Raw genomic sequence first — 15,327 nt, forward strand, 5'->3', positions numbered from 1 at the left:
CACCTCCTTAGAACAGGGATACATCACTGACTTTGCGGGCGATGCGATTGACGGTTACAACCAGAATGAGTGCGATAACACTTTGGAATAGTCCGACAGCTGCAGCGTAACTGAGACGCCCTTCCCGGATCCCGGAGTTAATGGCGTGTACGTCCAGTACACTGCCCAGACTTGCGGTCGCCGGTCCATTCAGGAGAAGCAGTTGTTCATACCCCGCGCTCATAAGACTGCCCACGGCGAGTATGAATAATATGATGGCTACATTGCGGATACCCGGAAGCGATATGTGCCACATCTGCCTGAAGCGTCCTGCACCATCCATTTTGGCAGCTTCGTAAAGCTGCTGATCAATACCCGCAATAGCAGCCATAAAAATGATGGAATTCCAACCGATATTCTTCCAGATGTCCGAACCAACGATCATCTGATAGAACCACGTTGGATTGTTCAGGAACTGGATCGACTCCGCTCCAAATGACCCCAATAAGTCGTTGACTGGACCCCCATACGGCGTTAGGAGCCGTTGCATCAGGGTGACCACAACGATCCAGGATACGAAATAAGGCAAGTAGGAAAGGGTCTGAACCGTCTTTTTGAATTTGATCATTCGGACTTCATTTAACAGGAGTGCAAGAATAATCGGCATCGGAAAACCAATCAGAAGTTTCATCAGACTAATGATAATCGTGTTACGGATGATGTCACCGGACTGGTAGTAATTGAAGAACTGTTCGAAATACTTGAGGCCAGCCCAAGGACTTCCCGTGAAACCGCCAATGAAGTTGTAATCCCTGAAAGCAACCTGGATTCCATATAGCGGCACGTAAGAAAACAGGAAAAACCAGACGATGCCGGGCAGCATGAACAAATAAAAGAGCTTATGCTGCCAGATTCGCTTCATCAATCGATTGTTGCTCTCTCGTGTCTTGATCACATTCCCACCTCTCCTTTCTCATAAGGGACGGAGAACCGCCCCAGCTATACCTGGCTTAACTTCAGTCGTATCGTAATGATTTCAAATGGTGTAAAGGACAGAGCGATCTCGGATGCTTCTTCAATTGGAACGGTTGAAATCATATTTTCCATAAGATCCGTCGTCCAAGCCTCTGCTACCTGAAATCCAAGGTGTAATGCTGTGGAGGCATGGGTTCCTGAAGTTTCAAATAGACGGACGATGATGTCGTCACCCTCTTCGGCTTTTTTGACCGATTCCACCATGATGTGCGGATGATCTGGTTGAAGAAATGCTTTGGAATACGGGAGCTTGCCGTTCTGCTTCGCAGATCCAGATGATAAGGAAACCGTACGAAGCGGGATGTTCAGTTCATTACCTCTTCGATAGACCTCAGCCTGAACATGATTGCCTTGATGCGGGTATAACGAGTAGGTGAACTTATGCTCCGCGCGATCTGCTTCGGGGTCTGGGTATGAGCTGCTGCGCAGCAAATTCAGATCAAGCACATTATCAATGGCTCGATGACCATATTTACAATCATTCAGCAGGGCAACTCCATAATCCGGCTCCGATAAATCAATCCACTGATGAGCGCATATCTCATCCTTGGCGAAGTCCCACATGGTATTCCGATGGGTCGGTCTGGTCAAACTGCCAAATTGGATCTCACAGTGAACCTGGTCTGTACGGATATTCAGCGGGAATGAAGTACGGAGCATTTTCCCATGCTCCCTCCAATCGACAGTCGTCTCAAAATCAATGCGTCTGCTTCCCTCTGTCAGAACGACAGTCTGGATCAGAGCGGATTCTCCATAGTGATACTCGAAAATCAACCCAACTTTGGGACTATCACGAAGCTCGTGAATGTTATGAAGTGTTAATGGCATACCCGTATGGGCTGAATAGTCATGACTGAAATCCCAAGCATCTCCCTCGTCGTGATACACACGAAGTGCATTTCCCGGATAACCTTGCGGAATGACTTCTCGAGCTTCTGCCTTGTCCCGCATGGAGATGATAGCTCCGTTCCGATCAAACCTTACGATGAAGGTGTCATTCTCCACGACACGCTCATCAGCAGAAACCTGAAATCCCGAATCCCGCATTCCCGGGACCACCTCAGTGGAGGATGCAATTTCATCCATAGCATCCTGGCCCACATGATCAGCTATCACGGTGTATCCCATGGATGGAACCTGGATTTTGCGCCATCTTCCATTCGTGTGAAGCCACTCCTGCCGCTCCCAAGGCAATGAATTGAATATCACCATGGAGGAGTTGGATAAGGAATCGATATTTGAAGAGATCTGGTCTGCCAAATGACTGTAGGTTGCGTTGATCATATTTTCTGTCTGCTCCAAAAGTTCTTCGTATCGTAGGAGTGACTCATCGTACACTCGCTTGATTGAAGACCCCGGAAGGATATCATGGAACTGATACAGGAGGACTTCCTTCCATATCGTTTCCAGTGTCTCCGACGGATAAGACTTACCTATCTGGGCAGTCACCAGTACAGAGGCGAACTCCAATTCGCGCAGCGCCTTCTCCATCTTTCGGTTATATCGTTTGCTTCGGGCTTGACTGGTCAGCGTTCCTTGATGTTTTTCCAAGTAAAGCTCCCCGCGCCACGTTTGGAATCGCTCACGCTCTTCATTAAGTCGTTCGAAAAATTTCCACGAAGGTTCCTGTATAACAGGAGACAAGCCAAGCAGGTTTTTCTCCCGTTTCAGCCGCTCCAAATGTTCCTCACCTGGCCCGCCGCCCCCATCTCCTATACCAAAGAGCATCAGTGCATGGCTGGATACATTTTTGTCCAGGTATTCCCGCTCAGCTTTGACGATCGAACGCGGAGCTGCCGGACTATTGTAGGTATCCTCAGGCGGCATATGTGTTAATACCGCTGAACCATCAATCCCCTCCCACAGAAAGGAATGATGGGGATGTCGGTTGTACTCACTCCAGGACAACTTCTGGGTCATCATATAATCCACACCTGATTTCTTTAACAACTGAGGCAAACTTGCCGAGTAACCGAATACATCAGGCATCCAGAGTGATTTCATTTCCAGACCAAATTCCTGTTGAAAATAACGCTTGCCATACAGAATCTGGCGTACGAGTGATTCACCACCAGGCACATTGGTATCCGATTCCACCCACATGGCCCCCTGCGGTTCCCATCTGCCTTCACGTACCCGTTCCTTGATCTGATCGTACAGCTTGGGATAATGCTGCTTTATCCAATCGTACAGCTGCGGTTGGCTTGCTCCGAACACATAATCGGGATAACGCTCCATCATGCGGAGCACTGTGGAGAACGTTCTAGCTCCTTTCCGGATCGTCTCACGGATCGGCCATAACCAGGCCAAATCAATATGGGCATGACCGACAGCGCTTAGGGTTAAGACCGGATCGCCTCCCTTCATGCTCAGCTGTTCATTCAGTCGTTTCTTCGCTTGCTGGACATGATCTTCGGATAATTCTGTCAACTGCAATGAAATGTCATAGAGCGTTTGAAAAATTTTCTCCTTACGAGCGGAACCTTCATGGAGCTGCTCTGCCGTTTCCAAAAGCACCTCGGTATCATAATAGAGATCCCGAATATCTTCCCTGCAGAAGGCGATGACGGCCTCTTTCAATGTTCCTCCCCGATACTTGCCAAACAGATCATTATTGCCTGCATCTGCCCACACTTCAACTTCCTGCCCATTCACAGACATCTCCTGGAGCTGCACGACTCGTTTACCAGGAAGACCTAGTGAAAAATCAAACTCAGAGTTAATGGTAGTTAATCCCTGGATCGGTGAGCCTTCATGGTCAACCAGACACAGCTCACCGCTGACATCCAGCAAGAGGACTGCATTCTGATGTCGTTCGCCTGCCCGTAGACGGCCCGCAAAGCGGAACCAGGCACAGTCCCATAAATCTCCCCATTGTTCTCCTTGCGTGAGAGTCACTTTTGTACCGGACATCCGTTCCTCGTATGATACGGGCTCTGGGGTAACCCATGCCGTCACTTCCAACTCGGCAATCGGCTCATATATGGCTTCCCGAAGTTTGTTTAACATCTGTTTTAACCGTTCAGGCCTTATCGGTTCGTATGGCATGCTAGTGTACTCCTCTCTGTTACATCAATCAGGTTATATAAAATCAGGAAGTCCAGCGGACAGAAACCTCTGCGTTGTTCTCATCACCATGTTCGTACTGAAGAAGAACGGTCTTTGAATCCGGGTCCCATTCCCACACAACGGGTGCCGTCTGCTCTTGAACGACATACTGGGCAGAAAAGGGTCTGGCCTTGCAGTACAACCTTGCCGTTGCCTTCATATTGGCAGGACCTTTCGCAATGAATCGAAAACCTGCGGCAGACTGTGACAGACCTTCTATTCGGGAGGAAGCAGCAATAACGGATACTTCTCCATCTGTTGGACGGCCCGCTTCAATATCGTAAAGCAGGGCTTGCTCTCCCGGTTTTAGAGCCACTTGACTCAGAACGGAGAGCTTTGAATCAAACAAATCCACCATCGGACCTGAAATGACCACCTGCTCTTCGCTGACCGACTCATCCAGAATCGATACGATTAGATAAGGACCTCTTCTAATTTTGAAATATGGCTTCAATTTCCACTCTAGTTCTGGTCCGTGAAGGGTCTCCATCGTTTCTTTGACGGATTGGCGCAACCGATCAGCCCCTGCCTTGGATAAAGTGAATTCAGCCGGATGTTCATTCAGCCAGCAAACAATCCCTTTTCCAACCTTATTGATCCCTTCTCTCTTATCTTTCAGACCTAGCTGCTCAAACAAATGTGCTCGAGGAGAGTTATGCGCTGGATCTGACTGCCCTTCCTTGCGGTCAGGGTTCCACCATGCACGAATATCATGATACGGATCGCTGTCGTCGCCAACGTAGATTAACGCTCCGCCATCCTGCACCCACTGTGCAAGGGCATAGTGAATGTCCGGATATTCCGGTTTGATGAATTCATAGCTAAGTATGAGCACACGATAACTTGCCAAGTAACCCGGATACCGCCTTACATTATCCAGTTGAAGGGGCCTCACGGGAATCCCATGTTTCAATAAAGGCAGTGTAAGTCCGTAAAAAGGAGAGAAATCGAGCAGCTCGGTATCCCCATCCTCCTGAAATCCTTCAGGGTCTGTTCCATCGTATTTACCGGCATGGGGTGCATTGGGGTCTGGCTTCATTCGTTGATACATCGCCGAGTCTGCAATGAAAACGCCAACTTGTAATGGTTCCTCTGCTGTTTCAACCACATCCTGATCCATGTTACCAAGAGTGTGCATGACTTGAAGCAAAGTTGTGGCATAGTCTGACGGAATTTGCTCCTTGCCAGAGCCGTCCTCGGATGGGTAAGTACCTTGAAAGATTCGTCGAGGCCAAGGAGAGACTTCATAATGGGCAACCCCGGGGTGCAAGAGCGAGGCAACCACAGTCTTTAAATAGTTCTGTCGGTAATCGGCCCAGGAATAATTCGGGTTATCTTCAATCGGATCATGCAGGAACCACATTCGTCTGTCGGTCCCACGAACCAGCTCTTGCATTACGCCATATTCAAGGTAAGCGGTTTCAAATGTGCGTTCTTTACGCTTGCCTTCATACACATTAGGGGTTCGGGATGTCCCGGTCCAGATCTGTGCAATGTATCCATCGATGGAAGGCAGCTCTAAAAGCTGAGATTGTGGACTGACTATTCGCCACTGTGTGTAATTAATCAGACTATGGGTCGGGACATAAAAGCGAAGAACACGACCATAACGTTTTAACGCGTAGTCCTTCATCTCGGCACATAATCGGTCCAGGACGCGTGTATATAAATACGCTTTTAATTTGGAAGCTCGAAATTGTGCATCTGGCGAAGCATGGGGTGGAATCCAGGGTTCCTTGTAATACAGCTGCCATTCCCGTTTAAAAGCTTCCGAATATCCTCCGTTTACCCAAAATTCAGGTTCCTCCAGATGGATGGCCTCTACACCGGCGTCAACAGCGAGACGTATTCGCTCTGCTATGTAATGGCCAAAGGAAATCGTAGGCACCATGTATGGAATGACCGGTTTGTCCCCGTGAAGAATCATATTCCCCTGACGGTCCGTTTGAGCTTCATCCCAATGCGTTGCGCCATCAACCTCGCCATCGAGATAGTTGTTGTAGGTCCCCCAGGCAACACCTGTCATCAGATGAACGATATACCCTTTTTCTTTCCACTTCTGAATGCGTTCCTGCATCGACTCGTCAATCCCGTAAACCATTACAAAGTCAGTCTGCAAATCATAATCGGCATGATAAGGAGCGGATTCTTGAAATCCGGTACGCTCTTCCTTTCGATCTCGTGCCACATTCTTAGCCTCCCTTGCTCGTATTTCATTTGGGTTGCAATGTATGACTATCCATCATTTTCTAGACTATAATATATGATATGAATATATTCAATATGTTTTTTTGTATAAACACAAAAAACCTTTCCCGTTTCTGACGGAAAAGGTTTTATTTTTTGTGAAATTCAGGCTTGAGAAACCGTTCCGGTGGTTTGACGTATGACCAGTTCGGGTTCAATCAGAATTTTGCTGTAGCTTTTCACTTCCCCATGACCGCGCAATACTTCAAGTAATTTAACAGCTGCCTGATATCCCATATTGCGCTCAAACTGCTTCACATGGGTAAAAATGCTGAATTCCTCCACGATGGATGTCGGGTCATCGAAGCTTACAATCGATACATCTTCAGGCACCCTAAGCCCTGCTTGCTTGGCCATTTGATAGATTTGTACACCCAGTCTACCGTTAAGCGAAACATATGCCGTGACCATTCGGTTTTGGATATATCGGTACAAGGGGTGGGCCTCCGCATCCTTAAGTTCGCTTAGCGGTTGGAAATCCGTAATCATATGCGCTGGATTGATTAAAGCCCCTTTGCCTTTTAAAGCCTCAATATAACCTTCAATCCGCTCCTGAACCGTGACCGTCTGCAGGGGAGAATCCGAGCAAATGGCGATATCCCGGTGTCCAAGCTCCCACAGATGCTCCACGGCTAGTCTCGTGCCCCGTCTACCATCTGCCGCAATATAATGCGTCTCCACCCCTGGCAAATAGCGATCCATCAGTACAAAAGGAAAACCAGAGAGCTTCATACCGAGGATCTCCTCGTTGTAGTTCTCCTCATCTACAGGAAAGATTAACAGACCCTCTGCCCCAAGTGCCTTCATCTCCTTGATGACATCTTTCTCTTTATCCAGCTTGCCATGGGTAAACATGATCATGCTGCGGTATCCTTCCTCGCGCAGTGCTTGCTCAATTCCCTCAACGAGTCTAATGGCAAAATAATCATGAATTGAGGGCATTATGATGCCAACCATTCCACTAGAAAGTATCCCTTCTCTGCCCTTCATCGTGGCAGCTTGCGTTGATGTCACAGAAGCACTATCGGCTTCTTCTGCAACAAAACTGCCTTTCCCCGGCACACGCGCAATTAATTTTTCATTTGCTAATCCGGTCAGCGCATTGGCAACCGTAATTTTACTGACCTGAAACTGATCCATCAGTTCCTTCTCTGTCGGTATGCGATCACCGGGTTTCATATTTTCTGAAGTTATGACATGTCTGATATAGTCCTGGATTTGTTGATACAACGGAATTCGATCGTTTGTACTCATATTGATCACATCACCAATTCATTCATAATATTTGAGATATATAATATATCCTTTCACATACAAGTGCAATAAACAAGCTGGGCTTATCTGCAGTTGTAAAGATCATTCTCCTGATATCACCCCATTTATTATGCCTGATTTCCAGGAATAATGGGAACTTTTGTCGAACCCCTTGTAAAATTATATATGAATATATTTAATATGTGTTGGATAGAGATGTGTTGATCGGCTTTCTGCCGCGAAAGGAGGATGGGTATTACGAAGGCACACGCTCTAATTTCTGACTATAACAAGGAGTGAATTCGCCATGGCTCGTAGATTCACGATTCTCTGTTTAGCCTTCCTATGCGCTTTTTCATTAACAGCCGGTGCAGCTTCCGCTTCGGAAACAGATGTACAAAATGCTAAACCTGATGGTTCCAAACACCGTGAACTACCAAGCTTCAAAAAGCCGAAACACCTGGATGCAGCCGACATCTATGATGCGCCAGGTGACATCAAATTGTTGATGGGAACTTTGCAGGGAATCGTTAACAGGGAACAACCCCGAATCTATCTCATCGAATCCCAGGAAGAAGGGAAATTGACCTGGCTTAAAGATATCAACGTGCCGTACACGCTCCATCCAGATTATTGGGAGGTATTCTCTGCTTATCGCAGCGAGGTCAAAGGAATGATCGTATATGATCCCAATGTACCGGATACGATTAACGTAGCAACCACGCTCGCAGGACTGAAGAATGCTGTTGTGGCCAGTCCCGAGCTGGCAGTCAAATTGTCCAAAGCGCCTTACAAATTAAAGATTATGGATGATCTGCGAGGTAAATTCAATAGTCGGATGGATGCTTATATCTGGCAATATGAGAATCTGTGGAAGAAAACGAGTCATCAGATGTTAGTTGGACTTGATCCAGATACAGCGATTCGCATCCCTTCCGGAATGCCAGAATCTTTTGTGACGATTGCAGAGGAAAAGCAGCAGATCCGGGATGCAAGCAACCGTGATACGTATTCTCTGGACCTCTCCTCACTTCTGGGCAAAACTTCGGTATATTTGCGATTTGATGATGCCTTCACTCAGGATGGCTGGGGACCAGCTGTGCATGAGATTACCGTTAAGGCTGATGGAAAAGAGATTGCAAAATTCGTCGCAGGAACACCGGAAGAAGAATCATTTCTTTACGACAGACAGAATTCCAAGGTTAATGAAGGTCAAGGTGGCCACCGTTTCGCCGATAATGGCAACTATTTTGTATATGAATTCAGTCCTCCTGCGGGAACTCAGAACCTGACGGCTGAGGTGGATATGTGGAACCAGTACAAAGTATCAGCGGGTAATATCCGTCCACTTTCAGCTGAGCAGCGGGAACCCTATGCCTATTTAAGAGATTATGCAGTCGCGAATAAAGCGATGGTATTCTGGTTGGATTCCAATGTGCCTGAGCAAAAGACACTCTTCGAGAAGATCATGTCTGACGTAAAACCGGGAACTCCCTACCTCGGCTGGTTCAGCAATGATGTTGAGGGTGAGTTCAGTTCTGTTGAAATTGCTTCACGTTATGGTGTCTATGTTCTCGCTGCCGACTGGTTCAGTAACCTGACCGTTTTCTCGGGAACACAGCCTCAGCTCACTCCGGTGAAAAAATCTCCGCGACCTGCGCTGGAGAACAAAATCTATGTAACGTATACTTTCACGGAAGGTGATAATTTTCAGTATAATCAGCATCGCATGCGTGTGATGTGGGATGATCCGGCCAGGGGAAAAGTTCCGATCAACTGGACTTCGAGCCCGCTTCTCTACGAGGCAGCCCCGGCGATCCTGAATTATTATGTGAACACCGCAACACCGAATGATCTGCTGATCGCAGGGCCATCCGGTGCAGGATACTTCTATCCGGGGGCATGGCCCGACTCAAGCTTTCGACAATTCTTGCAGCAGACCGAAAAGTATATGAAAAAGACAGGCATGACGATTCCTTATGTTTTGAATCGTGCAGACAGCGAGAATATACCTCTCACGCCATTTAAAGCAAGCGCTTACGAGCAGGATTATAAGGCACCCGGCTTATTCATTAGCTATGAAGACAAGTATGGTGTTGAGATTGTTGGCGACAGTCTGCCGGTATCCACGATTCGTGGGATAAGTACCGTGCAGGACGGATTACAAGTGCTGAATGACGCAAAAGCAAATTGGGACGGCAAGTCCCCGTTGTTCGTTTCTCTTGGATTGCTTGCATGGAGCACGACCCCATCCGATGCCTTGGCGATCACGGAAAAGCTCGGATCGGAATTCAAGGTTGTCCGTGCTGATGACTATTTCTCCTTCATTCGAGAAAGTTACCACTTGCCCGCTAGCAAGTAATAACGATACTTACAGCAAATGTGCAGACGCATAAAAGCATCGTACCCCCGTGATGTCGGGTACGATGCTTTTTTTTCATGACGGAGCCGGTTGCCATTACAGACATCTTAAGTCAGCAGTATATAGTCTATCTCTCGGAAAGATTATATGCAGTTGACGCTGACTTCTAACGATTGTTATACCGTTGACGATCCTCAATTTCAAACAGCTACTTCTTATCTGGTTTATCTGGTTTATCTGGTTTATCTGGCTTATCCACTTTGCCTGCTTCCAGCTTTGCAGCTCCTTCCAGAAGAAATACCCCGCTGAGCTGAGCAGAAAGGTCGAGCGGATTCTGGGCGGGTTTGCCCCAAGCCTGACCGAATAAACCGTTATCCCGGCTGCCCTTCAGCAGGGCATCGGCGTTGCGATAAATCGCCTTTTTCAGGCTCTTGTTATGCCCGGTTTCATACAACTCAACCATATAGCGGATCAATATGCCTTTGAACAAAGCACCATCTCCGTCGCTGTCCTCTTTAAATATGCCCGTCTTCTCATCTGTTAAGGCCTTCAAAGAACCGGCTGCCGTTTTCTCGGCATCTCTCAGATACGCCTTCTCCCCCGTTATCCGGTAGAGCTCGACACCCGCTCCAATAAACGTGCCTTGATTGTAGGTGAAGATCCATGCTTCATTCACATCCAGTGTGCCATCCTCCCGCAGTACCAAACCATCTGCTACCAGGCCTGTTTGCGAATGAACCAGATATTGTTTCTCCCAATCGTATATCTTCTTGGCCCATTCCAGATCCCCCGTATCGCCAAAACGTTCGTACAGTCTTGCAGCCAAGATGGCGGCAGGACCGTTGGAGCACGCGTTTCGGTTATCACGCTGATCCTTTTTCCAAGCCATACCGCCAAGCTCATCTTCCCACCAGGCGGTCTTGATGTCATCCCACAACTCCAGAACATATCCCTTCATTTCTTCACTTCCTGTTGCATCATACAGACGAAGCCCGGCAAGCGCGAGCCATTCCATATCATCGTAGAATTCATTGTGAAGTGAGCCATTGCGGGCAATGATACTGCGAACGAGTTCTTCTGCACGCTCGGTGTATGCCTTGTCTCCTGTCCGTTCGTATCCGTCCACCAATGCATCGACTGCATGAGCCTTCCACCAGTAATTCAAGGCATGCTCACCTTCTGGTGTGGATGGATAAGCATTATTCATCATTTTGGATGCATCGTTCCAGTAGTATTCATGCAGCTTCCCTTGCGCCCACTGCGCCTGATCCGCATAACGATTCTTGCCGCCGCTTGTTGCCCCCAAGGTAGTAACCAGAATAATACTGAGTACCAGCGTGAGGCTCACTATTTTCCTTTTGCTCATCAGATCCATTCCCTTCTCCAGTCGACTTATAACGAACGGTTCACTCGTAAAACAGGGACATTCATGTATGCTCCAGCTCAGATTGTCCCTCTCCCCTGAATGTGTGTTCCTTCACCTCCTTTCGAACCAAGCCAAGGCGGCTAATCATGCTTGATAGCCCGAGCTATTCCTTCACAGCACCCAGAACGATACCGTGGATTAAATAACGTTGGAGAAAAGGATAAATCAGCAGAATGGGAATCATGGAGACCAGAATTTTGGCAGAGTTCAGTGTGGTGTTAGAGATTTTATTAAACTGCTGCAGCTGTTCGACCGAAAGATTTTGCATCTGATCACGTGTGAGGCTGAGCCTCTGCAGATAGGTCTGAAGTGGTATTTTGGAACTGTCGTTGATCAGAATAATGCCGTCAAAGAAATTGTTCCAGTGACCGACAATGACAAACAGCGTAATGGTTGCCAGACTCGGCATGGAAATGGGAATGAAGATTTTGAGCAGGATTTTAAGCGGACTGGCTCCGTCAATAAATGCGGCCTCCTCCAGCTCCTTCGGAATTCCCTTGAAGAAGTTCATCAGGAGAATTACATTAAAGACTGGGACTGCTCCCGGCAGAACCAGCGCCCATATGCTGTTGATTAACCCCAGATTGCTGATCACCATATACCAAGGCACGATTCCCCCGCTGAAAAGCATCGTAAACACTATAATCCACATATATGTGTTTCTCGATCTGAATTGTGTAACGCTGCGAGATAACGGGTACGCCATCAGGATGGTCAAAATCATGTTGATGGCTCCCCCAAGCACTACCCGCTCGACGGAGATAAGAAAAGCTTTCCAAAACTTCGTATCATTCAGAATCTGCCCATACGATGAGAAATTCAGCTCCACTGGAAAAAAGTAAACCCGGCCTGCATTAACAGCCGTACTGCTGCTGACCGACACCATAATGGTATTAACGATCGGAGCCAGAGACATGAACGTAATCAGGATCAACGCAAACATAATCAACAGGCGGGATAGCCTGGAGCCAAGCGATTTGGATTGAATCATGCTAACCCTCCTAGAAAATTCTGTACCCCGCATACTTCGAAGCCAGCCTGTAGGAAATCACGATCAGTACAAAACTGATCACTGATTTCATCAGTCCAATCGCTGTTGCAAATGAATATTGCATGTTGATCAGACCCATACGGTACACAAAAGTATCGATAATATCGCCTGTTTCGTATACCAGCGGATTATACAGGTTGAACACCTGATCAAAGCCCGCATTCAGCACATTGCCAAGGCTTAGCGTCCCCAGCAAAATAATCGTCGGGAACATACCCGGCAGCGTGATGTTTAGCGTTTGCTTCCAACGACTCGCGCCGTCCATTGCGGCGGATTCGTACAATGCAGGGTTGATCGCCGTTAATGCAGCCAAATAGACAATCGTCCCGTAGCCAAATTCCTTCCAGGTATCCGTTACAATCAGCAGCGGCCTGAACCAGTCATTGCTCGCCAGAAACATGATCCGCTCCAGGCCGAGAAATTCAAGTATGTTGTTTACCATGCCATCAAAGGAAAAGATCATGGTCAACATTGTGCCCAGAACCACCCATGACATAAAATGCGGCAAATAGACGACGGTTTGAATCGTGCTTTTGAATGCCTTCAGACGCACCTCATTAAGCAGCAGAGCGAATACGATGGGTACAATTAACCCCAGAACAATCTTCCCGACCGCGATAACCAACGTATTCACGAAGATCTGCTTCGCATCCGGCAGTTGAAACATATACGTGAAATTGGAAAGCCCTGCCCATTTGGACCCGAATATACCTTTGGCGGGAATGAACTTTTGGAATGCCATCACAACCCCGAACATCGGTACTATAGAGAAAATGAACAGCATGACCATGCCCGGCAGCAGCATAAAATGATAGGTCATTTCGTCAAAGGTTTTACGTTTCTTTTTCCTCGGGTAACGCACTTTCCGCTCTGGATTAACGGCTGTCTCCATCTGTGCCATTGTCTGTTCCACCTCCATCATGTGCCTAATTGGACAGGCATTATCGGCGAAAGCCCGTGCGGAAGTCCACCATCATACTTGGCTTCCGCACCTAAGCTCACGCCATCGTCATCTGCTGCTCATCTCGTTGACTTCTTCTGTAATCTCATCGCCACCCGTACGCTTCCAAGTGTCAACAAACGTATCAAATTCATCTACAGGGGCCTCCCCCATAATGATCTTGAGCATGGTTTCCTCTTCGAGCTTCTGCAGATTCGCCCACTTCAGCTTCATCGTCTCGGTTGTTCCGTAGAAGCCTGCGGGGATCACTTCCAGATTCGGGTTGTTTGCTTCACGCTGTCCCTCGATCCGGGAGAGGTATTCGCCGTAGGTGTTTGCATCAATCGCATTCCCTTTTTCTTTGAATTCTTGATAGGCCTTGAAAGAAACCACTCGATCTTCCTGAACAGCGGAAGCATCTCCTGCCTTATCCGCCTTAATCAAATCATCGTAATAACGCTTCAGCACATCGTCATAATCCACTTGCATCGGAATTTGGGTAGGATCATTGTTCCAGCGGCTTGCATCGGTCAGCAACTCGTCGGGATGCTCTTTCTTATAATTGATCGCGTCCTCCGTTAAGGAGTATAGGAAATCCGTTGTTAAATTGATGGATTTCATAATCGCTTCAGGATGCCCAAAATCCTTCTTCACAACGACGATACCTCCGCCCACCGGATCCTGCCGAATCGTCTTGAACTTGCCATTCTCATCCACAGGTGCGGATACGGCAACCCAGACTGCTTCAGGATCTTGCTTGATGGAATCCTTGTAGTTGGTGTAGCCGATCCACCATGGGTTAAACAGCATTCCAGCCTGTCCGTTGATGACGAGGGCTTCCTTCTCTTCATTGGAACGGACAGCAAACTGTTTATCGATCAAGCCCTCTTTATACATTGCGCTTAGCTCCGTCAGCGCTTGCTTCACTTCAGGCTGAACAGACCCATATTCAACCTGACCGTCCTTCTGTATCCAGTTCATAGGAAAGGCTCCGTGCGCAGCGAAGATTGGCGTAAAATTCATGGCATTGGAGTCCATCACCATGCCTACAGTCTTGCCTGTTCCCGAAACGTCCTTCTCCACAAACGTTCTGGCCAGATTCCATACATCCTCGACGGTTTCAGGCAGCTTCGCGCCGACTTTATCCACCCAGTCCTTCCGGACCCACAGCAATTGGTGCTGGTTTCCGATATTCGTCATGGGCAGACCCATGATTTTTCCGTCTACCTTCACCTGATTCAGCAGCAAATCTCCGTAGGAACCATAAATATTTTTAACGCCTTCGGAAGCTGTCTTCTCGTACACTTCCGTCATGTCGGCAATCAGATCGTTATCCACCAGCTGATTAAATATTTCGCGGCTGACCAGCATGACATCCGGCAGGTCACCTGTGGTCATCGAGAGTGACAGCTTCTGATCCATATCATCTGTTTCCCATGCCACCTTGGCCTTGACGTTCACCCGGTCTTCTACATAGCGTGTAGCCAGATTGTCCTCAATGGTGTCGCCGGAAGGCAAGTTGTTCACATGATTGGTATTCCGGCCGATCGTAAATTCCACTGGCGTCTCGTATTTACCATATGGTTCATAATCCTGATCTGAAACTTGGGGCTGTGCACTATCGTTATTGCCCCCGGTACATCCGCTGAATACAGCCATCATCATGCTGCCAATCAGCAGCGTAGCCATCGTTCTGCGCTTGCTCATCCTGTCATCCCCTTTATCTGATTTGCTCTTGATAACCAAATTGTATGCGTTTTCAAAAATGGCGTATATGCCACATTTTTCGGATATGTATCACTTTTTTTATGACCTCCAATTTAACTTTGATTCTCTGCATCATTAAATCCTAACAAGAACCAAACAAGCGGTTGCTCCAGCAACCGCTTCAGTATTCAAGCTATGTTTTTAGTATATGTTGACAC

Annotated in this window: 9 protein-coding genes; 1 reads left to right on the forward strand and 8 read right to left on the reverse strand. The window is 47.6% G+C overall.

Translation table 11 applies throughout. The annotated features are described in order from the left end of the window. Positions 1 to 7: 7 nt before the first annotated feature. The 4 genes from P364_RS0119370 to P364_RS0119385 all read right to left on the reverse strand — a co-directional run bounded on the left by P364_RS0119370 (position 8) and on the right by P364_RS0119385 (position 7,623). Entirely contained in the window at positions 8 to 934 is a 927-nt protein-coding gene (locus P364_RS0119370) for an ABC transporter permease (protein ID WP_024631735.1), read from the reverse strand. Positions 935 to 978: 44 nt separating this feature from the next. Further along, positions 979 to 4,062: an alpha-mannosidase gene (locus tag P364_RS0119375; protein ID WP_024631736.1), complete on the reverse strand. Its 3,084-nt coding sequence runs from the start codon at positions 4,060 to 4,062 to the stop codon at positions 979 to 981. Positions 4,063 to 4,105: 43 nt separating this feature from the next. Beyond that, the gene (locus P364_RS0119380; protein ID WP_024631737.1) at positions 4,106 to 6,310 is read right to left on the reverse strand and encodes a hypothetical protein; all 2,205 of its coding nucleotides are present in this window, start codon (positions 6,308 to 6,310) and stop codon (positions 4,106 to 4,108) included. A gap of 164 nt (positions 6,311 to 6,474) precedes the next feature. Further along, the gene (locus tag P364_RS0119385) at positions 6,475 to 7,623 is read right to left on the reverse strand and encodes a GntR family transcriptional regulator (RefSeq protein WP_024631738.1); all 1,149 of its coding nucleotides are present in this window, start codon (positions 7,621 to 7,623) and stop codon (positions 6,475 to 6,477) included. Positions 7,624 to 7,930: 307 nt separating this feature from the next. Between P364_RS0119385 and P364_RS0119390 the strand changes: the two genes are divergently transcribed. Next, complete coding sequence (locus tag P364_RS0119390; protein ID WP_024631739.1) at positions 7,931 to 9,985, forward strand: GxGYxYP domain-containing protein; 2,055 nt, start codon at positions 7,931 to 7,933, stop codon at positions 9,983 to 9,985. A gap of 208 nt (positions 9,986 to 10,193) precedes the next feature. Here P364_RS0119390 and P364_RS0119395 read toward each other — a convergent pair whose 3' ends face one another. From P364_RS0119395 to P364_RS0119410, 4 genes are all read right to left on the reverse strand, one after another. Further along, positions 10,194 to 11,351, reverse strand: a complete 1,158-nt coding sequence (locus P364_RS0119395) for a glycoside hydrolase family 76 protein (RefSeq protein WP_161634219.1) — start codon at positions 11,349 to 11,351, stop codon at positions 10,194 to 10,196. Between the two features lie 163 nt (positions 11,352 to 11,514). Further along, positions 11,515 to 12,402, reverse strand: coding sequence for a carbohydrate ABC transporter permease (locus P364_RS0119400; RefSeq protein WP_024631741.1), 888 nt, complete (start codon positions 12,400 to 12,402; stop codon positions 11,515 to 11,517). A 10-nt stretch (positions 12,403 to 12,412) separates the two neighbouring features. Beyond that, positions 12,413 to 13,363 carry an ABC transporter permease subunit gene (locus tag P364_RS0119405; RefSeq protein ID WP_024631742.1) on the reverse strand — a complete coding sequence of 317 codons (951 nt, stop codon included), beginning with the start codon at positions 13,361 to 13,363 and terminating at the stop codon, positions 12,413 to 12,415. 108 nt (positions 13,364 to 13,471) lie between these two features. After that, a complete protein-coding gene (locus P364_RS0119410; protein WP_024631743.1) occupies positions 13,472 to 15,109 on the reverse strand; it encodes an extracellular solute-binding protein in 1,638 nt (545 codons plus the stop codon). Positions 15,110 to 15,327: the final 218 nt, after the last annotated feature.

The organism is Paenibacillus sp. MAEPY2, from assembly GCF_000499205.1.
Classification (GTDB): Bacteria; Bacillota; Bacilli; order Paenibacillales; family Paenibacillaceae; genus Paenibacillus; species Paenibacillus vandeheii.

What these genes read in the sequence shown, in the direction of transcription:
- P364_RS0119375 (WP_024631736.1), bottom strand. Translation starts at nt 4,062, where the DNA reads ATGCCATACGAACCGATAAGGCCTGAACGGTTAAAACAGATGTTAAAC.
- P364_RS0119385 (WP_024631738.1), bottom strand. Translation starts at nt 7,623, where the DNA reads ATGAGTACAAACGATCGAATTCCGTTGTATCAACAAATCCAGGACTAT.
- P364_RS0119390 (WP_024631739.1), top strand. Translation starts at nt 7,931, where the DNA reads ATGGCTCGTAGATTCACGATTCTCTGTTTAGCCTTCCTATGCGCTTTT.
- P364_RS0119395 (WP_161634219.1), bottom strand. Translation starts at nt 11,351, where the DNA reads ATGAGCAAAAGGAAAATAGTGAGCCTCACGCTGGTACTCAGTATTATT.
- P364_RS0119400 (WP_024631741.1), bottom strand. Translation starts at nt 12,402, where the DNA reads ATGATTCAATCCAAATCGCTTGGCTCCAGGCTATCCCGCCTGTTGATT.
- P364_RS0119405 (WP_024631742.1), bottom strand. Translation starts at nt 13,363, where the DNA reads ATGGCACAGATGGAGACAGCCGTTAATCCAGAGCGGAAAGTGCGTTAC.
- P364_RS0119410 (WP_024631743.1), bottom strand. Translation starts at nt 15,109, where the DNA reads ATGAGCAAGCGCAGAACGATGGCTACGCTGCTGATTGGCAGCATGATG.